The following is a 20,886-nucleotide window of genomic DNA, read 5'->3' on the forward strand; positions in this document are numbered from 1 at the left end:
AGTTGTTACAAAAGTACTATTTCTATTTTTTCTCCAATATAAACTAGTACTTTTTTTACAACTTCATAATTCATTTCTTCAATAATCATTGAGTAATCTAATACTTGTTTTTTGTGTTTTTCTAGCATTTCACCAGTTTTATAATCTAATAAAAAGGCTTTTTTGTCTTTGATGAGTATTTTGTCTGGTTTTACATTTCCAAGACCTTTTTTAATAATGGTTTGTTCGTTGAATGTAATTCCGTTTCCGTCATAAAAAGAAGACAAGTCGTTGTGATTAACAATTTCACTTATTTTTTGTTTAATTTCATTTTTTTGGTTAACCAATATTAATCCGTTTTCTATTGCAACATCTATTGCAACATCAATATCTTTTGGTGTTTTAATGAATGAGAGTATTTCATGAAGTAGATTGCCAAATTCAATTGCTTTTTGCTGTTCTGTATTCCACATTAAAGCTTCTTTCTGAGCAATTTTAATTTTTTTGTTTTCTAATCTTTCAGAAACAATTTCAATAAAATTTTGTTTATTGTTGAAATAATTAACTTTAGATTCTCTTTTTGGATCACCAAATTCATATGTCAATTTACCTTCTTCATATTTGTTATTCTTTTGGAGAAATTCGATGAAATAAGAGGAAAGATTATTTGGTAATCCTGATTTTGAAATTAAATGATTAGAAATAATGTATAATTGTTCCTCTGCTCTAGTTAAGGCAACATATAATACATTGATAACGTCTAGAATTTCCTCTTGTGTTTTTTTGTCATAAGTATGTTTTGCATTATTACCATAAATGGCAACATCTTTTTTTTGATTTACTAATGCCTTTGGAAAGTTAATAGCTTCTTCTTCATCAAAATCAATCCATAATTTATTTCTACTATTTACCGAAAAATTTTCTTCTGCAAAGGGATAAATCACGACTGGAAACTCTAATCCTTTCGATTTATGAATAGTCATAATTCGAACAGCATTATTTCCTTCTGGAGAAGGAATGCTTTTTTTAAAACCTATTTTGTCCCAATAAGTAATAAAATCTGAAATTCCAGATTGTGTTTTATTGTCTCTCTCTAAAACCAAATCTAAAAAATATTGAACATAAGAGATGTTTGCTTTTTCCTTTATAAAGGTAGAGACAATGATTTCTACAGCTTCATATAAAGACTTCTTTTTGCAGTTTTTAAATGAAATTTTGATTTTTATAGTTTTTAAATAGGCTTCTAATTCGTTTTCAGATAAGTCTTTTGTGGCTATAATAAAGTCGTGAATGGGTAAATTATTTTGATTGTATTTTGCAATAAAATAAAGCATTCTAGCTTTTGATTCTTGATCTTTATTGTTTTTTAGATATCGAAGTACATCAAGAATTAATTTTACTTCTGTTGCATTTTGAATCAATAAAGTTTCAGATGATAAAATAGGAATGTTTTTTTCAGTAAGAAAATTAGCTAAAAAAACACCGTCTGCTTTTTTTCTAGTTAAAAGAACAATATCTCTATATTCAAATTTTTGTTCTAAAACTTCATTAATTGTTTGAAGTGTTTTTTCGAGATACAGTTTTGTTTTTAAAGAGTATTCGTTATCATCATCTGTTTGTTGATTTTCTTCATCCGAAGTGTCAATAAAAGAAATATTTACGTAGCCCTTTTTTTTGTTATTTGTTTTCTGATAACTATGCTCTAAATATAATTTCTGATAATCTTCATTTTCAAATTTATTGGATAAAAAAGAAAAAAAATGGTTATTAAAATGGATTACTTCTTCGTAACTTCTGTAATTAGTTTCAAGTTGAATGGTTTCTTTGTTTTTGTTTGAAAAAGGATTTACATGATCCTTACTTAACTCAATAAATTGTTCCGCTTTTCCTCCTCTCCATCTATATATAGATTGTTTTGGGTCACCCACAATCATTAAACTGCCTTTTATGCCATTGTCTTCACTTGAAAGTGCATTGTCAATTAAAGGAATAAGGTTTTGCCATTGCATTACCGAAGTATCTTGAAATTCGTCTACAAAAAAATGACGGTATTTTTCGCCCAAACGTTCATAAATAAAAGGAGCAGGTTGATTTTGAATCTCATTAAATATTATTTTATTAAAATCGGAAATAGAAAGAATGTTTTGTTCTTCTTGTATTTTTTTAAATTCTAAATTAATAGTATTTAAAAGTGAAAGTGGGTTTATATTTTGTAAAAAGGCTTCATAGAAAGCAATTTTAGAGATGCTATAATAGCATTTTTGTAAAATGACTAAAAGTTCATTTGAAATGGTTTCGATAATGTCTTTGTCTTTTGCCGTTTTATTAATTGCTATATCATCAAAAGTGAGGTATTTATAATTGTCTTTTATCAGTAATGTGTTTTCTGTAATTTTTTCTAAATGATTTGGAAACGTTTTTCTAGAAAAAGAATCTATTGAAATGCCATTTTTTTTAATTAAGTCGTTGCATTTTTCAATTAAGATTTTATTTTCTTCTTGAAAGTGAAGTATTTTAGTTTTTAGAATATCTTTTATGTGTTTGAAATCATCAAAAGTTTTATCTTGGAATTCATTTATTTCATTGGCATTGTTTTCATTGACTAAAAGTTTTGATATTTCAAAAAGTTCATTGGAAATATCCCAATTTTTATCTTCGTCTGTTTTGTCTTTCGTAAAGTCAATTAATAATTGAGTTAAATCTTTGTCTTCACCAACTTTTGAAATAACAACGTCAACTGCCTCTTGAAGAATAGAGTCTGTATCTAAGCTTACTTCGAAGTTTGGAGGTAAATTTAAATCCTGAGCAAATGCACGTATTACTTTGTGCGTGAATTTATCAATGGTTGATATTCCAAAAGCAGCATAGTTATGAATTATGCTTTTTATGATTGCTTTAGATTTGTCTTTTAGTGTAGCAATTGACAAACCTGTTTCTAGACAAAGAACTTTTAAAAATTCATTTGCTTTGGTTGAAGAGTCGTCTTTTGAAAATTCATATAAGCTATCTACAATACGTGATTTCATTTCTTCCACTGCTTTATTAGTGAAAGTGATGGCAAGAATTCGTTTGTAAGCATCATCCCCTTTAGCTAAAAATAGTATTTTTAAATACTCTTTCGTTAGCGTGTAAGTTTTTCCTGAACCTGCGGATGCATCATATAAAGTAAAAGCTGCTTTTTTCAAATGTTATATTTATCTTAATTATAGTTGTATAGGAACATTCTATTTTTTAATCCAAAGTTAAATTTATAACTTTGAATTCACTAATACTAATTATAAAAAAAGAACATTATGTCATTTGAATTACCAAAATTACCATATGCATACGATGCATTGGAACCATATATTGATGCAAGAACAATGGAGATTCACCATTCTAAACATCATAATGGATATACGACAAATCTTAATAATGCAATTGAGGGAACTGATTTAGAGGGAAAAACAATTGAAAATATTTTAATTAACCTTGATTTGAATAATGCTGCTGTTAGAAATAATGGTGGAGGTTTTTATAATCATAGTTTGTTTTGGACTGTAATGGATCCGAATGGAGGAGGACTTCCTTCTGGAGAATTAGCAAAAGCTATTGACGCCTCTTTTGGTTCATTTGATGTTTTTAAAGTGGAGTTTGCAAAAGCTGCTGCTACACGTTTTGGTTCTGGTTGGGCTTGGTTGTGTGTGAAAAAAGATGGGAAACTAGAAGTTTGTAGTTCTGCAAACCAAGATAATCCTTTGATGCCTAATGTAGGTTGTGAAGGAACTCCAATTTTAGGTCTTGATGTATGGGAGCATGCTTATTACTTAAATTATCAGAATAGAAGACCAGATTATATTGAAGCTTTCTTTAGTGTAATTAATTGGACTGAAGTGACAAGAAGGTTTGCTATGGAAAAGTAAGTTATTGTACATTACATTATAAAAAGAGAAACTATTTAATAGTTTCTCTTTTTTTTTGGTTTTAACTTAATTCCAAAAAAAAAGGTGAAATTACTTTCACCCTTTTTGCCCCAAATCTACCATAAAACTTAACCTACTAATTTTCTGGTAGTGCTAAAGTAGTATGTATCTAATATGCATGCATAAAAAAATTGTTGAAATGTAAAAAAAAACGATGAATTACTCTTTTTTTGATAATTTCAAGAGATTTTAATGATATAAGTGCAAAAAAAAAGGTGAAATTACTTTCACCCTTTTTGCCCCAAATCTACCATAAAACTTAACCTACTAATTTTCTGGTAGTGCTAAAGTATAGTAAGCTTTGTTTGTAGCATAAAAAAATTGTTCAATAACACAAAAAACCGATGAACAGTTATTTTTAATACGCTCTTGCATCTTTTCCTTCATAAAAATTCATAAATGCCTTATTTACAACCCTGTTGCCTCCTGCTGTTGGGTAGTTTCCAGTGAAGTACCAGTCGCCAAGATTTTTTGGACATGCTTTGTGTAAATCGGCTACTTTTTGATAAATAATTTTAATTTCAGCATTTACACCTTCAGGAGTTAACATCTCTGCAATTTTAGCCGAAATTTCTTCATCTGTGAAAGGCGCATATATTTCTTTTACATAATTGACAACTTGATCATCATTGAAAAGTTCTTGGCTTTTAGATTTTTGGTACACTTCATCAATAATGTGGTATAAATTTCGTTCTTTTAGTAATTCTAGTACAGCTTTAAAAGCGACTAGTCCTTCTAATTTTGCCATGTCAATACCATAACAATCTGGATATCTAATTTGTGGAGCGGAGGAGACTACAACAATTCGTTTTGGTTGTAGTCGATCCATCATTTTAATGATACTTTGTTTTAAAGTCGTCCCTCTTACAATACTATCATCTATAATTACCAAATTATCATTAGGTTTAACCACACCATAAGTGACATCATAAACGTGGGCAACTAAATCATCTCTACTGCTGTCTTCAGTAATAAAAGTCCTTAGTTTAGCGTCTTTTATTGCTACTTTTTCTGTACGTAATTTAACAGCAAGAATCTCTTGAAGTTTTTCTTCTGAAAGGTGTTGTTTGTTTTCTAAAATGGATTTGATTTTTCTTTGATTTAAAAAATCATTAGCAGCTTCAATCATTCCGTAAAATGAGGTTTCAGCGGTATTTGGAATAAATGAAAAAACACTATTGTCAGTATCGTAGTCAATTGCTTTTAGAATAGTTGGGAATACTAGTTTGCCAAGTTCTTTGCGCTCTTGATAAATTTCCGAATCACTCCCTCTTGAAAAATAAATGCGTTCAAAGGAACATGCTTTTTTGATTAACGGTTTTCTTACTTCATTAATTGAAACAGAACCATTTTTTTTTATAATTATGGCATGACCTGGTTCTAATTCTTTTACTTCTTCAAATGGAACATTAAATACAGTTTGAATAACTGGTCTTTCTGATGCAACCACTGCAATTTCATCATCTTGATAATAATATGCGGGTCTAATTCCAGCAGGATCTCTTAAAACAAATGAATCACCATGACCAATTAATCCAGCCATAGCATAACCACCATCCCAATTTCTTGAAGCTCTTTCTAGTATTTTAGGTATGTTTAAACGTTCTGCTATAATAGCGGAAGCTTCTTTTTTAGAAAATCCTTCGTTTTTACAATTTTGGTATAAATCGGTTACTTCATCATCTAAGAAATGACCTATTTTTTCCATTACAGTAACCGTATCGGCTAATTCTTTAGGATGTTGTCCTAAATCAACTAAACTTTGGAATAACTCTTTAACATTAGTTAAATTGAAATTTCCTGCAACAATTAGATTGCGATGCATCCAATTGTTTTGACGTAGAAATGGGTGTACACTTTCAATACTGTTTTTTCCAAAAGTTCCATAACGAACATGTCCTAAGAATAATTCAGCAATATAGGGGATATTCTTTTTTTGTAAAGCAATATCATTTAGGTATTCCGGATGTTCTTGAAGTTCGCTACTTATTCGTCCATTAATTTGTGAAAAAATATCTTGAATAGGTTGTGAATGGTTGGAACGGATTCTGCTAATGTATCTTTGTCCTGGATCAATATCCATTTTAATACTAGCTAGACCAGCACCATCTTGTCCTCGATTGTGTTGTTTCTCCATTAAGAGATACATTTTTTGCACACCGTAAAAAGAAGTACCGTATTTTTCTTTATAGTACTCTAATGGTTTTAGTAGTCTTAAAAGGGCAATTCCACATTCGTGTTTAATAGCGTCACTCATAAAGTTGTTGTTGTGTTGAGTAGTTATTCTAATGAAAATTTATTATTAAAAAAGCCCCGAAAATTCGAGGCATAAAAATTTAATCTAATTCTATTTCAAATTGCGTTAGCGCTTTAAATTGTTGTAAGCGAGCAATTACTTCTTCTTTTTCTAGTTTTTCCATTCTTTCTGTTCCAAATTTTTCCACACAGAATGAAGCTAAATTTGAGCCGTAAATAATACCGTTTTTCATGTTGTCGAAAGAAATGTTTTCACTTTGAGCAATGTAGCCAGCAAATCCACCAGCAAATGTGTCACCAGCACCTGTTGGGTCAAATACTTCTTCAAGTGGTAAAGCGGGAGCAAAGAAAACTTCTTTATTATGGAACAGTAAAGCACCGTGTTCTCCTTTTTTGATTACTACATATTTTGGTCCCATTGTCTGAATTTTTTGAGATGCTTTAACTAATGAATACTCACCAGATAACTGACGTGCTTCTTCATCATTAATAGTAATTACATCTACTTTTTTAATTACATCTAATAGCTCAGGTAACGCACAATCCATCCAGAAATTCATTGTGTCTAATACAATTAACTTTGGTTTGGTTTCCATTTGGTCTAAAACACCTGTTTGAACTAATGGGTGTAAGTTTCCTAATAATACTACTTCAGCATTTTTGTATGCATTTGGAACGATTGGATTAAAATCTGCTAATACGTTTAGTTCAGTTACTAATGTATCTCTTGAATTTAAATCATTGTGGTATTTTCCACTCCAAAAGAAAGTCTTTCCTCCTTTTACAATTTCAATTCCTTCAATATTTATTCCTTTATTTGCTAATAAATCTAAATGTTCTTTTGGGAAATCTTCTCCTACTACAGAAACTATTGCTGCGTCTACATTAAAAAATGAAGATGATAAGCCAATATAAGTAGCTGCTCCACCTAAAATTTTATCCGTTTTTCCAAATGGTGTTTCAATAGCATCAAAGGCTACTGTACCAACTATTAGTAATTTATTCATTATGTACTTTTTGAAATAAGTTGCAAAGATAAAACTTTAGTTTAAAACAGTAAAGGTTTTAATTAAGTAAAAGTTGCTCTAAAATTATTAGTTTATTTTCTTAATTTTATATCCAATATTATTTTAATTCCAAAAATGAAGATTGCTCTTTTTCAAACCAAGTTAATTTGGCAAAAGCCAGAAGAAAATAGAATTTTAATTCAAGAATATATAGACTCTTGTGAAGAAACATACGATCTTTTAGTTTTACCAGAAATGTTTACTTCAGGTTTTACAATGAATCCTCAAGAAGTTGCTGAAAAAATGAATGATACAACTATGGATTGGTTAAAACAGATAGCTTTTGAAAAAAAAATTGCTATAACAGGAAGTTTTGTTGTTGAAGAAAATGGGGCTTACTTTAATCGTCTTGTTTTTGTGTTTCCAAATGGAAATGTTGAATTTTATAACAAAAGACATCTTTTCTCTTTAGCTGGAGAAGAAAAGGTATATACAAAAGGTGAAAAGAAAGTAATTATAGATTATAAGGGTTGGAAAATATGTCCATTAATTTGTTATGATTTACGTTTTCCGGTTTTTAGTAGAAATGTTGATAATTATGATTTGCTACTGTATGTAGCAAATTGGCCTAAGCCAAGAATCAAAGCTTGGGATGCTTTGTTGAAAGCTAGAGCAATAGAAAATATGGTTTATACTGTAGGTGTTAATCGTATTGGTGCAGATGCAAATCAATTAGAATATACAGGAAGTTCTCAAGTGGTTGATTATTTAGGAAATGAAAGAATCAATGCAAAAGAGGAGCAAGGCATCTTTGTAGTTGAAATGAAGAAAGAGGATATGTTAGAAACCAGAAAAAAATTAAATTTTCTTGAAGATAGAGATGAATTTATAATTATTTCGTGATTTCTAACATTCTTCATTTATTTTGATTTAAAATAATTTATAAGCTAAATAAATTCCTATGGAGCCACTTAGGTCGCTTTCAAAATTATTACTGATTTTTTTTACAGGATAATAAACTAAAGAAACATTGTATTGGTCCTTGTAAGTATATCCTGTAGTAATTCTAATCGAGGATTGTTTTTTCTCATAATTATTTATCGCATTTGTAGTGTTTTCAGGTTGTCCATTTCTAGTAAAGTAAGCGATTTTTTCATCACTAATTTGAGAAATGAAATTATAAGCAAAACTTAAATGAATTTTTGAATGATTATTAATAAAAAAATAACGTTTAACCCCTAAAGGAATTTCTATATAAGAGATATCTTTAATCGTTAGGTTCCCCGGATAGCTAAAATAAGTAATGTTGTCAATTTTCTCCCCTTTTAAATATTGATAATTTGGAGCTGTAAATAATGACCATGCGTTTTTAAAATAGGGTAAGACTACTTCTGCTTCAAAACCAACCATTATATTAGTTTGATTTTTTCTAGTAAAATAATCATTATTTGCAGTTATTGGTACGGATCCTCCAGATGAAGGAATAGATCCTCCTGAGTATCCAGAAAAAAGGCTTCCTTTGCTTTTATTTAAAACTGTTCCGAGTAAAATGTTAAAATCAAATTTTGCTTTAGATTTGTTTGCTTCAAAAATCTTGAATTCAGAGTTTTCACAAGTATTATAACTTTTAAAAAAGTTGATAAATTCTCTTTTTAAATATTTTATTTTTCTAATATTTATTGTGTTTTTTTCACAGTTTAAGTTGTCAAATAATTCTTTGCGAAAAAGATAATCTTCGTGAATCATTCTATTTTTATCTACATATTTTTTAAATAATAGCTGCTTAATTGTATCATTTCCTTCTTTGTTATAAAAATAAAACTCTCGATTGAATTCTAATAAACTTGCTTTTCCTTCAATAAGAACTTTTAAGAAATCAGTCACTGATTCTGTTTTAATATTTTTATTTTCTACATCTTTATCAATGTTGAAAGTATATTTCCTATAATAATGGTCGGTGTTATATATTTGAAATTCCGTAAGATTTAGTAAAGATATTTCTTCTTCTATTGAAGCTTCGGTTAATTTGTATTCAATTTTATCAGATAGTTTTGACCAATCATGATTTCTTATTAAACATTCCGTTTTTATGTTTTTAGTGTCGATAAAATATCCTTTTTCGAAAGTAACTTGTGCATAAATACTGCAATTAAAAATGAATAGAATCAAAAAAAGTTTTTTGTTCATGGTATAAATGAATTTTTTTGGGTTTTATAAATTTTGATTAGGGTAAGGTTTTAATGTATCTGAGTTGAAGAAGTGTTTTATTCTCCAATTTGAAATTCTTGTTCAACATCCCAATTGGCTCTAACATCTATTTTTTTAGAATAATAAATAATTTGTTCGGCTTGTTTTTTTTCTAGGAAATTACCAGTGTCCCAAATGCCGTTTTGATTATCGTCATAAATAATTCTTAAGGTGTAAATCCTTGGTTCAATGGAATCAAAAAATATTGGTTGGTCATTTTTTCTACTTTCGGATGCAATTACATTTCCTTTGTCAGTTAGAATTTCAACTATATATGGATAACGATTAGCATTTTTAACCATTATTTTTAAGTTTCCATAATCTGATAAAGCTTTGGTAGTAAATGAGAATAAAAGAGAATCATTTTTAGTATTGTAAAAGTCTTCTATAGCTTCAGGAAGAATTTCCATAGTGTATTTCTGACTTTCTTCTTTTTTAAAATCGAAAACTATTTCTTGTTCAAATTCTTTATAAATAAAATCGAAATCTACTGCTACTGAATCTTTATTGATTAATTTAATCTTGCTTTTTTCAATGGAATTTATAGGTGTTTTAGTTTTTAATGTGAAATTATCTCTGAAATTAAGATTTCTTTGTGAAGATTGAATTTCTAGTGAATCGGTTTCTTTAAGTTCTTTAATTTTGGTTTTAAAAGATTTAGAATAATCACCATTTTCTACAGAAACAACTAATGAATCTGGTTTTACGATAGGGAAAAATAATTGAACAGAATCTTTTCCTTTGTCAGGAAATCTTGTCATTTTTAAAGGAATAGTTTCTTCTCCTATTTTAGCAGTTACTTTTGTTTGTTTTGGATCTCCTTGAAAACCCATATAAAACTTATTATTGGTTTGTTGAATGGGTTTATCTGCTTTAAAATTTCCCTTTTCTTTAAAAAGTTCTAATTCATAAACTGTATCATTTGGTAATGTAATAGTTTGTTCAAGGAAAGCTATTTTGTCTGTTTTTGGATCATACTTATAATTATTGTTTTTGTCTTTAAGCGCTATAATTTTGTATTCACCTGCTTTTAAATTCTCAAAAGCAAAAACTTTTAAACTATCTAAAGTATTGGTGACGTAAAGAGGTGTTTCGTTAAAAACAGTTGAGTCTTTAAAAGTAGTAGCATCATATAATTGAACCGATATGAAATTATCTGGTTTTTCTTCGTATGCATCTTTTATTTTTCCTAATAAAGCTAAAGAATCAATATAAGTTCCAGTAGAAAAAACATATTTAAATTGAGAATAAGGGTTGCCTTCATTATTGTCGGTAATACTTTGTCCAAAATTAAAACTATAGGTAGTGTTTGGTTTTAGAGTGTCCAAAATTTTTATAGATATGAATTTGCTCGCGCTCCCTTGAGGGATAATGATAGGTTGTTTTTTAAAAGGAGGGGAAATAATTAATTGCTTGTTAATGTTTTTGACTTTAATCAATTCATTAAAGGTGATTTTAATTTCATTACCTTGAAAATTAGTGTTAAAATTTTTTGGGCTACTTGAAATGATTTTAGGAGCGATTGTGTCTTTTAAACCACCTGTGATGGTTCCTCTTTTTGCACAACTACTAGTAAAAATAGTTAACCCTAAAACTATAGTAAGAATTATAAAATAGATATTTTTCATTTATTATTTAAATAAAGCAATACAAAATAACAACTATATTTAGTGTAAACATAATTTTTTAAATTTTTTTATGATTGGGTATAAGCTATTGTAATAACGCTTACTTTAGCATTTGGTATTTTTAATAATGTTTTAGCGCAAGATTCTATTGTAGCACCTGTTGTTATAACATCATCTATTAATAAAAAGTGTTTTCCTTCTGCAGAAGAGTAGTCTTTTATATCAAAGAGAGAGTTGTTGAGCACTTGTCGTTCTGCTTTGTTTTTCTTGGTTTGGGTTTTTGAATATTCATTTTTAATTAAAAGTGTTTTGTTATAAGGAATACTTAATTCTCTTGATAAAGTAAGGCAAAATGTATCAACTTGATTATAACTTCTTTCTTTTAGTCTTTTTGGATGGAGCGGTACAGGTATTATTTCGTCTATATTATATTTTTCCTTTAATCCTTTTAGTGATAGAGCATAAATAATGGCTAAATAAGAACCTATTTCTTGTTTTCCTTTGTATTTTAATTGATGAATTAGTTTTTGTACAATACCTTCTTTGTGAAAATAAAGCATTGAAAAGGCAAATTCTAGATCAACAATACCATAAAATTTCTTTTTTGTGTCATTTGTATCAAGTAAATGATGGTGTGTTAGTGGTAAATCATGAACACAAGAAGTGCAAATTATTTTTTCATTGTTTAACAAAAGTTCGTTACAGCCAAAACAAAGTGGCGGAAATAATAACTTTAACAGATTTTTATGCATTATAACGATAATAAATTTAAGAGAAGTCAAATTTCATTTAATTTAATCAAAAATAGAATTTAATGCCTTTCAAAAAAAGAACATTTATAAAAATTTCCTTTACATTTTTAACCTTTTTAGTGTTAATATTGTTTTTTGGCTATTATAATATTTGTGCTAAGTATGATGCATTATTAGATCAATCTAATACTGAAAATAGATTGCTTCAAAATCAGTTTGATGAAATATTGAAAAAATATGATTCTCTTAATGTAGTTCTTGAAAAAAAAGAAGTTGTGGCGGTTGAAGGAGCAATAAAAAATGCTCTAGAGGATTCTAAGATTTTTAATCAAAATAAAAACAAACCATCAAATGAAAATAAGACTTTAGAAAAACAGATATATAGCTTAAAATCTAAAATTAGGGAAGATTCTAATGAGATTATTAGTATAAATGGTAATATTACAAAGAATAAAAAGATTTTATCTCAATTAGAATCCTGCAAGAAAAATGAGAGTAAAGCTAAGCACGATAAGTTAAATGCGATTAATTTGAATGCTAGAGGTGTTAAGATTTTGTCAGATTTGTATTCAAAAAGTAGAGATAAAAAGATTCAGCAAATTAGAGTTTGTTTTACATTAGAAGGGAATGAATTTGTTAGAAATGGAAATAAGCAATTATACGTTCAAGTTGTTAATCCTAAAAATCAAATTATTTCTATAAAAGATACTTACTTGGAATTAGATGACATAAAATTAATCTACAGTGCAAAAATGGAAGCTATGTACAACAAAAAGGATGTTGATGTTTGTACTTATGTAGATTTAGAAGCAGATAAGACTATTAAAGGGAAATATATTATTAATATTTATAATTCGTTTTCTAAAATTGGCTCTACTATTTTTGAATATGATTAATATTCAAATTATTCTAAAAATTTCTTTTCTTTATTAAAAACCTATTTTTACTTTTGCAACATGGCAAAACAAGATGATTTATTTAAAAATGTAGTTTCGCATGCAAAAGAATACGGATTTATTTTTCCGTCAAGCGAAATTTACGATGGACTTAGTGCAGTTTACGATTATGCACAAAATGGTGTTGAGTTAAAGAAAAACATACGTGAGTATTGGTGGAAAGCAATGGTGCAAATGCATGAAAATATTGTAGGAATCGACGCTTCTATATTTATGCATCCGACTACATGGAAAGCATCTGGTCATGTTGATGCTTTTAGTGATCCATTAATTGATAATAAAGATTCTAAAAAAAGGTATCGTGCTGATGTTTTGATTGAAGACTATGCTGAAAAAATCAATATTAAAGCACAGAAAGAAATTGAAAAAGCAAAAGGGCGCTTTGGAGAAGTTTTTAACGAACAAGAATTTGTTACTACAAATGAGCGCGTTAAAGGATATTTAGAACAAAAAAATGCTATTTTACAACGTATGGCTCGTTCATTAGAAAATGATGATTTAGCCGATGTTAAAGCTTTAATAGAAGAATTAGGTATTGCTTGTCCTGAAAGTGGTTCGAAAAATTGGACAGAAGTGAGGCAGTTTAATCTAATGTTTGCAACCAAATTAGGTGCTTCAGCGGATACAGCAATGGATTTGTATTTACGTCCAGAAACAGCGCAAGGTATTTTTGTAAACTTCTTGAATGTGCAAAAAACTGGGCGAATGAAAATTCCATTTGGAATTGCTCAAACAGGTAAAGCGTTTCGAAATGAAATTGTTGCCAGACAATTTATCTTTAGAATGCGTGAGTTTGAACAAATGGAAATGCAATTTTTTGTAAAACCAGGAGAAGAAATAAAATGGTATGAATATTGGAAAGAAACACGCTTGAATTGGCATAAGTCTCTTGGTTTAGGTGCTGAAAATTATCGTTTTCATGATCATGAAAAATTAGCACATTATGCAAATGCAGCAGCCGATATCGAATTTAATTTTCCTTTTGGATTTAAAGAATTAGAAGGTATTCATTCTAGAACTGATTTTGATTTGAAAGCGCATGAAGAGTTTTCAGGTAAAAAGTTACAATTCTTTGATAACGATACGAACTCAAGTTATGTGCCTTATGTAGTAGAGACATCAGTTGGTTTAGATAGAATGTTTTTGGCAGTTTTTTCAAAAGCATTACAAGAAGAAACATTAGAAGATGGTTCTACTAGAACAGTTTTGCGTTTACCTTCAGTTTTAGCACCAACAAAAGCAGCAGTTTTACCATTAATTAAACGTGATGGTTTGCCAGAAGTAGCTAAAGAAATCATTGAAGAATTAAAATGGGATTTCAATGTGTCTTATGATGAGAAAGATGCAGTAGGAAGACGTTATAGAAGACAAGATGCTTTAGGGACTCCATTTTGTATTACTGTGGATCATCAAACGTTAGAAGATAAAACAGTAACCATTCGTCATAGAGATTCTATGCAACAAGACAGAGTGGCTATTACGGAATTAAAAAATATTATAAGTAACGAGGTTGCTATGCGAAACTGGTTAATGAGAATGTAAAAACTCGCATATTTAAAGTAATAAAAAACCCATATTTCTTTATTGAAATATGGGTTTTTTATTCAGAAATTATAAATATTTTTATTCGTTTTGAAGAGCATTCCAGCCTCTAGCCTTTAATGGGATTTTAGTGTTAGCTCTTGTAATTAAATGTGTACCTTCTTTTTCTTCTACCATATGACCTATGATTGAAAAATTTGGATTGGCTTTAATTTTATCAAAATCTTCCATTTTAATGGTAAATAGTAACTCATAATCTTCACCACCGCTCAAAGCTATTGTAGTAATATCTAAATTAAACTCTTCACAAACATTAATTAATTGTGGATCCGCAGGAATTTTGTCTTCGTAAAGATTACAACCTACATTGCTTTGTTTGCAAATATGTAATATTTCAGAAGATAATCCATCAGAAATATCAATCATAGCAGTAGGTTTTACTTCTAGTTTTGAAAGTAATTCTTTAATGTCAGTTCTTGCTTCTGGTTTTAATTGTCTTTCAATTAAGTATGAATATTGTTCTAAGTCAGGTTGATTATTTGGGTTAACCTGAAAAACTTGCTTTTCCCGTTCTAAAACCTGTAAACCCATATAAGCAGCACCAATATCACCTGTTACAACCAATAAATCGGTTGGTTGAGCTCCATTTCTATAAGTAATATCATCTAAAAGTGTTTCGCCAATGGCTGTAATACTTATGATTAGCCCTTTTTGTGAAGAAGTAGTGTCTCCTCCAATAATATCAACATTGTAAATTTTTGCTGCTAATTGAATTCCGCTATATAATTCTTCAATAGCTTCTAAAGGAAAACGATTTGACATTGCCAAAGAAACCGTTATTTGAGAAGGTTTTGCATTCATTGCGCAAATATCAGATAGATTTGCGACAACTGCTTTATAGCCTAAATGTTTTAAAGGCATGTAGGCTAGATCAAAATGAACACCTTCAACGAGTAAGTCTGTTGAAATAACTACTTTTTTGTCATTAAAATCTAGTACAGCAGCATCATCACCAATACTTTTTATAGTTGTTTCTTGGTTTATAGTGATATTTTTAGTTAAATGTTCAATTAAACCAAATTCACCCAACTCTGATAAACTAGTTTTTTTTTGATTTTTATCTTCTAACATTGTAGTCTTGTTTTTATTGCAAAGATAGTTTTTTGGAAGTATAGACGAAGGTAAACGTTAAAAAGACTTTTCATTTTTAAAGAAAAATTATTTTTCCAATTTTTATTGTTCTTTTTCTAGTTCATTTAATTTGTTATAGATTAAATTGTTTTCATAACCTTTGCGAAGAAGAAAATCTATGAATTTTTTATTCTTTTTTGGCCCTTTTGTTTGTTTAATGTTGCTCCAATTTTTTTCTGCTAATGCATTGAAATTTTCTAAATAGGTTTCATTTTCAATTTCTTTAAGTGCTGTTTCAATGATTTTTGAAGAAATATCTCTAAATTTTAATTCGTTTTTAATTCTATTCTTTCCCCAATTTTTATAATTGTGTTTTCCACGTGTAAAACTTTTGGCAAATCTCTCTTCATTTATGTAATTATTTTCGATTAAATAAATAAGAATTGTTTCTTTTTCATCAAGTGTTAAATAGAATGAAAATAATTTTTCTTCTACTTCTTTGTAACACCGTTCCTGATAGGCACAATAATATTCCATTTTTGCACGAATCTCTTGTAGAGAAAGATTTATATTTGCTTTTTTATTCAAATTCTTAACGATTTAGTAAACTTTATTTTCAACAAAAATAGGTATTATTAAATATTTTTACATAGCTTTAAAAGCTATTTTACTATTAACTAAATCTTAAAAGCTATTAACCATGAAGCTAAGATTACAATTAGTGACCATTTTTATGGTTACATTTTCTTGGGCGCAATCTATTTTTGAGAACTCAATAACAGGAACAAACCCAAGTACTTCAAATCCATATATAATTGGACAGAGTTTAGATGCAAATATAACCGTTTCAGGAATCAGTAGAGGGTCAGGAATAAATCCAGCTAGTGCCAATAATAGGTATAGTGCCAATAATTGGAATGTTTCGTCTTTTGATAATTCAAAATATTTTGAATTTACTTTAACACCTAATACGGGTTACCAAATTAATTTTTCAACTTTTGAGTATACTGGTCAGGCTTCTAGTACGGGTGCTTCTAATTTTGCGTTTAGAAGTAGTATTGATGGTTATACGTCCAATATAGGAACACCAACAAACTCAGGAGTAACTATTGATTTGTTGACAGGGATTTATCAGAATATTACTACTCCTATAACTTTTAGATTTTATGGATGGGGAGCATCAAGTTCTGGTGGTACATTTAGTATAAATGATTTTGTTTTTAATGGAAGTGTTGTTTCAAGTTGTACGCCTCCAACAATAGCAATAGCTCCATCTTCTGGACCTGAAGGAACAGAAGTAACAATAACATCATCCTCAGGTAGTTTGTCAGGTTCGTCTGTTTTTTTTGGTGCAATTAGTGCAACTATTGTTTCAAATACAGGGACAGTAATGGTTGTTGAGGTGCCTAGTGGAGCTACTTCTGGCAATATAACTATCACAGATAGCCAGCCATGTGTTGCAACTGTTGGATTTACGGTATTGAAAGAAGTTGGAATGTGTAGTGGATTGTCTGAATTAATAATGACAGAGGTTTATGATAATAATGGTGGAAGTTTAGGATATATAGAAGTTTATAATGGAACAGGTTCTACTATTGATTTAACCAACTATTTTATTAGAAGATATGGTGATAACACGGAATTTATAGCTAATAATTTTACAGATTTCTTTTTCTCTCCAAGTATTACAACTATTCCTGATGGAGGAGTAATTTATGGTAGAATTAGTAATGATGCAAACATAGCCTCTCCTAATTTTGACTTTTCAAATAGTTCAGGGATTAATGGGGATGATATTCTTCATTTATATAACGGAACTACACTAATTGATGTCTATATAGTGCCAAGTAATACAGTTGGTTATACGGCTTTAAGGAATGTAAATACTGTTGGGCCTAATTCTGTAAGTAATCCTTCAGATTGGACACATACTAATACTGAAACGACAGCTAATCTAGGGATTTTTAATTACTTAGGGGCTTCTAATTTACCTACTGTTGATACTAATCCTATTGATGTCTTTAGTTGTGAAACAACAGCGAGTTTTACTGTAAGTGCAACAGCTGCAAGTTTAGGAACTTTAACTTACCAATGGTATTATAACGATGGTATAGCTACTGGATGGACAAGTGTTAATAGTAGCTCGTTTTCAGGTGTGACTACTACAGGATATTCTTCAACTATTTTAAATCTAGTAGGGTCACTTGCTTTATTGGATGGTTATCAATTTTATTGTGAAGTTGTCCAAGATGGTACTTGTTCTGTAATTTCAGATGCTGCTCAATTGAAAGTAATTGAAACTACTTGGGATGGTTTTGCTTGGTCAAACGGATTGCCTGATATATCCAAATTGGCAATGATTAATGGGAATTATGATACTGCTATTAATGGGAATTTTGAATGTTGTAGTCTTGTAGTTAACTCTACTTTTACTCTTAATATTCAGGCATCTACTTTTGTTTTAATACAAAATGATTTAACCGTAAAAGGGGTTTTGAATGTTTTAGATGATGGATCTTTGATTCAAGTAGATGATTTAGGGGTTAATATGGGAGCTATTTCTTATGAAAGAATAACGTCCGGTAATGCATTGGATTATGTATATTGGTCCTCACCAGTAGAGAATTATACTACTCCTAGTAGTGGATATGTGTTTTCATGGAGTCCTACAATGGTTAATTCTAACGGAGGTATCGGAAATTGGACTTATTCTTTAGGAGTTACAATGCAATCAGGAGTTGGTTATATAATGAGAGATGTTTTTTCTAAAACATTTGATAATGGAGTTGCACGAAATGGAGTAATTTCGACACCAATTCAAAGAGGAAGTTATACAGGGCCTGATTATGCAGGGGTGAATGGAATGGTCATTACAAATTTGGATGATAACTTAAACTTATTGGGTAATCCATATCCATCTTCAATTAATGCAATTGATTTTCTTACTGCAAATACTAATATTGAAGGAGCTGTTAGAATTTGGACACATGGAATTTCTCCTTCAAGTGCTATTCAAAATCCTTTTTATGGAAGTTTTCAATCTAATTATTCAATTAATGATTATTTAATATACAATAGTACTGGCTCAAGTAAAGGTCCTGGGACTTTTAATGGATTTATTGCTGGAGGACAAGGCTTTTTTACAATAATGAATGATGGAGTAGCTTCTTCCCAAAGTGTTGTTTTTAATAATTCAATGAGAGATAAAGCTTATGATAATGGACAATTTTATAGAGGAATTTCTTCTAATGGATTTACTGATGATAAACACAGGATTTGGTTAAATTTAAATAATGCTATTAATCAATCTGCAAAAACACTTGTAGGATATGTAAATGGTGCAACTATTGATTATGATAGAATGTACGATGCAGTTGCATTAGAATCGACAGAATCGACAATTTATTCTTTAGTTGATAATAAAAAAATGAGTATTCAAGGAAGGTATCCTTTTAGTGAAAAGGATAAGGTGCCTTTAGGTGTAAAAATAACTAAAGTTGGAGTTAATTCAATTGGAGTTTTTGCAGTTGATGGAATTTTTGATCAACAAAATATTTATCTAGAAGACCTGTACTTAAATAAAATACATGATTTGAAGACAACAGCCTATAGTTTTGATTCACAAGTAGGTACTTTTAATGATAGGTTTGTTTTAAGGTTTAAAGATATTGGTTTATCAACAGATGAATTTGTTATTAATGAAGATGAAATTCAAATAAATACGGATCAATTTATTGAAATAAAGTCATTATCAAATAAGAATATAAAGTCAGTTGTTGTTTATGATGTTTTGGCTAGAAAAGTTTTTGATAAAGAAAATATAAGTAATAATAGCTTTGTTATAAGTAATTTAAATAAAAATAACACAACTTTAATTGTTAAAATCAAACTTGATAATAATCTTGTAGTGTCAAAAAAGATTATTTTTTAGAAAATTGAATTTTTATAATATAATGAGTTGTCAGAAATGGTAACTCATTTTTTTTGTAATTATATTATTTTGTAACTTTGGTTTATAAACCAACAAAATAGAATGGAAAACATAAAAGATTACGTTGAAGAAAATAAAGAACGATTCATAAATGAATTAATAGAATTATTAAAAATTCCTTCTGTAAGTGCAGATAGTGCTTATGCTCATGATGTAATTTCTACAGCGGAAGCTGTGAAATTTAGTTTAGAAAAAGCAGGATGCGATTTTGTGGAATTATGTGAAACTCCAGGTTACCCAATTGTATATGCTGAGAAAATTATAGATAAAAACTTACCAACGGTTTTGGTTTACGGACATTATGATGTACAACCTGCAGATCCAATAGATTTATGGACATCACCACCATTTGAACCAGTAATTAAAACAACAGATATTCATCCAGAAGGTGCTATTTTTGCTAGAGGAGCTTGTGATGATAAGGGGCAAATGTATATGCATGTTAAAGCATTTGAATATATGATTGCAACAAATACTTTGCCTTGTAATGTGAAATTCATGATTGAAGGCGAAGAAGAAGTAGGATCTAAAAGTTTAAGTTGGTTTGTAGAGCGAAATCATGAGAAGTTAGCCAATGATGTTATATTGATTTCTGATACAGGTATGATTTCAAATACCCAACCGTCAATTACTACTGGACTTAGAGGTTTAAGTTATGTTGAAGTTGAAGTAACTGGACCAAATAGAGACTTACATTCTGGTTTATACGGAGGTGCTGTTGCTAATCCAATTAATATTTTAACTAAAATGATTGCTTCCCTTCATGATGAAAACAATCATATCACAATTCCTGGTTTTTATGATAAAGTAGAAGAATTGTCAGATGCTGAAAGAGCAGAAATGGCAAAAGCTCCTTTTTCTTTAGAAAACTATAAAAAGGCATTAGATATAGATGATGTCTATGGAGAAAAAGACTATGTTACTAATGAAAGAAACTCTATTAGACCTACTTTAGATGTGAATGGAATTTGGGGTGGTTATACAGGTGAAGGTGCAAAGACGGTTATTGCAAGTAAAGCCTATGCTAAAATTTCAATGCGTTTAGTGCCTAACCAAGATTGGGAAGAAATTACGGCACTGTTTAAAAAGCATTTTGAAAGTATTGCTCCAAAATCGGTTAAAGTTGTAGTAAAACCGCATCATGGTGGTCAAGGATATGTAACTCCAATTGACAGCGTAGGTTATAGAGCAGCTAATAAAGCTTATACAGAAACTTTTGGGGTGCCTGCAATCCCTGTTCGTTCTGGAGGAAGTATTCCAATTGTTGCCTTATTTGAAAAAGAATTAAAAAGTAAAACAATTTTAATGGGGTTTGGTTTGGATAGTGATGCTATTCATTCGCCAAACGAACATTTTGGTGTATTCAATTATTTAAAAGGAATTGAAACGATACCTCTATTTTATAAGTATTTCACTGAAATGAATAAATAACAAG

14 protein-coding genes are annotated in these 20,886 nt (G+C 29.4%); 6 read left to right on the forward strand and 8 right to left on the reverse strand.

Annotated features, from left to right (window positions below):
• Positions 1 to 5: 5 nt before the first annotated feature.
• Positions 6 to 3,164 carry a UvrD-helicase domain-containing protein gene (locus FIA58_RS16760; RefSeq protein ID WP_140963848.1) on the reverse strand — a complete coding sequence of 1,053 codons (3,159 nt, stop codon included), beginning with the start codon at positions 3,162 to 3,164 and terminating at the stop codon, positions 6 to 8.
• A gap of 108 nt (positions 3,165 to 3,272) precedes the next feature.
• On the opposite strand from FIA58_RS16760, the gene FIA58_RS16765 reads away from it, so the two are divergent.
• Complete coding sequence (locus FIA58_RS16765; protein WP_140963849.1) at positions 3,273 to 3,881, forward strand: superoxide dismutase; 609 nt, start codon at positions 3,273 to 3,275, stop codon at positions 3,879 to 3,881.
• Positions 3,882 to 4,299: 418 nt separating this feature from the next.
• Here the strand turns inward: FIA58_RS16765 and FIA58_RS16770 are convergent, their stop codons facing one another.
• Both FIA58_RS16770 and FIA58_RS16775 read right to left on the reverse strand, forming a co-directional pair.
• Positions 4,300 to 6,198: an amidophosphoribosyltransferase gene (locus tag FIA58_RS16770; protein ID WP_140963850.1), complete on the reverse strand. Its 1,899-nt coding sequence runs from the start codon at positions 6,196 to 6,198 to the stop codon at positions 4,300 to 4,302.
• 79 nt (positions 6,199 to 6,277) lie between these two features.
• Positions 6,278 to 7,204 carry a PfkB family carbohydrate kinase gene (locus tag FIA58_RS16775; protein WP_140963851.1) on the reverse strand — a complete coding sequence of 309 codons (927 nt, stop codon included), beginning with the start codon at positions 7,202 to 7,204 and terminating at the stop codon, positions 6,278 to 6,280.
• A 135-nt stretch (positions 7,205 to 7,339) separates the two neighbouring features.
• Between FIA58_RS16775 and FIA58_RS16780 the strand changes: the two genes are divergently transcribed.
• Positions 7,340 to 8,107, forward strand: coding sequence for a nitrilase family protein (locus FIA58_RS16780; protein WP_140963852.1), 768 nt, complete (start codon positions 7,340 to 7,342; stop codon positions 8,105 to 8,107).
• Positions 8,108 to 8,134: 27 nt separating this feature from the next.
• On the opposite strand, the gene FIA58_RS16785 is transcribed toward FIA58_RS16780, so the two are convergent.
• The 3 genes from FIA58_RS16785 to FIA58_RS16795 form a co-directional block, all read right to left on the reverse strand.
• Positions 8,135 to 9,391 (reverse strand): hypothetical protein, encoded by a 1,257-nt coding sequence (locus FIA58_RS16785; RefSeq protein WP_140963853.1) that lies wholly within the window; start codon positions 9,389 to 9,391, stop codon positions 8,135 to 8,137.
• 77 nt (positions 9,392 to 9,468) lie between these two features.
• A complete protein-coding gene (locus FIA58_RS16790; RefSeq protein ID WP_140963854.1) occupies positions 9,469 to 11,079 on the reverse strand; it encodes an Ig-like domain-containing protein in 1,611 nt (536 codons plus the stop codon).
• 68 nt (positions 11,080 to 11,147) lie between these two features.
• Complete coding sequence (locus FIA58_RS16795; protein WP_140963855.1) at positions 11,148 to 11,831, reverse strand: ComF family protein; 684 nt, start codon at positions 11,829 to 11,831, stop codon at positions 11,148 to 11,150.
• Positions 11,832 to 11,893: 62 nt separating this feature from the next.
• Here FIA58_RS16795 and FIA58_RS16800 point away from each other — a divergent pair, with 62 nt between their 5' ends.
• Both FIA58_RS16800 and FIA58_RS16805 read left to right on the forward strand, forming a co-directional pair.
• Complete coding sequence (locus tag FIA58_RS16800) at positions 11,894 to 12,727, forward strand: hypothetical protein (protein WP_140963856.1); 834 nt, start codon at positions 11,894 to 11,896, stop codon at positions 12,725 to 12,727.
• A 60-nt stretch (positions 12,728 to 12,787) separates the two neighbouring features.
• Positions 12,788 to 14,329, forward strand: a complete 1,542-nt coding sequence (locus tag FIA58_RS16805) for a glycine--tRNA ligase (protein ID WP_140963857.1) — start codon at positions 12,788 to 12,790, stop codon at positions 14,327 to 14,329.
• 81 nt (positions 14,330 to 14,410) lie between these two features.
• Here the strand turns inward: FIA58_RS16805 and thiL are convergent, their stop codons facing one another.
• Both thiL and FIA58_RS16815 read right to left on the reverse strand, forming a co-directional pair.
• Positions 14,411 to 15,460, reverse strand: coding sequence for a thiamine-phosphate kinase (gene thiL / locus FIA58_RS16810; protein ID WP_140963858.1), 1,050 nt, complete (start codon positions 15,458 to 15,460; stop codon positions 14,411 to 14,413).
• Between the two features lie 102 nt (positions 15,461 to 15,562).
• Positions 15,563 to 16,048 carry a regulatory protein RecX gene (locus FIA58_RS16815; protein ID WP_317167927.1) on the reverse strand — a complete coding sequence of 162 codons (486 nt, stop codon included), beginning with the start codon at positions 16,046 to 16,048 and terminating at the stop codon, positions 15,563 to 15,565.
• A gap of 112 nt (positions 16,049 to 16,160) precedes the next feature.
• Here FIA58_RS16815 and FIA58_RS16820 point away from each other — a divergent pair, with 112 nt between their 5' ends.
• On the forward strand, positions 16,161 to 19,391 hold the full coding sequence (locus tag FIA58_RS16820) for a T9SS sorting signal type C domain-containing protein (protein WP_140963859.1): 3,231 nt from the start codon (positions 16,161 to 16,163) through the stop codon (positions 19,389 to 19,391).
• A gap of 102 nt (positions 19,392 to 19,493) precedes the next feature.
• Entirely contained in the window at positions 19,494 to 20,882 is a 1,389-nt protein-coding gene (locus FIA58_RS16825; RefSeq protein WP_140963860.1) for a dipeptidase, read from the forward strand.
• Positions 20,883 to 20,886: the final 4 nt, after the last annotated feature.

It is taken from the genome of Flavobacterium jejuense, from assembly GCF_006491595.2.
GTDB lineage: Bacteria > Bacteroidota > Bacteroidia > Flavobacteriales > Flavobacteriaceae > Flavobacterium > Flavobacterium jejuense.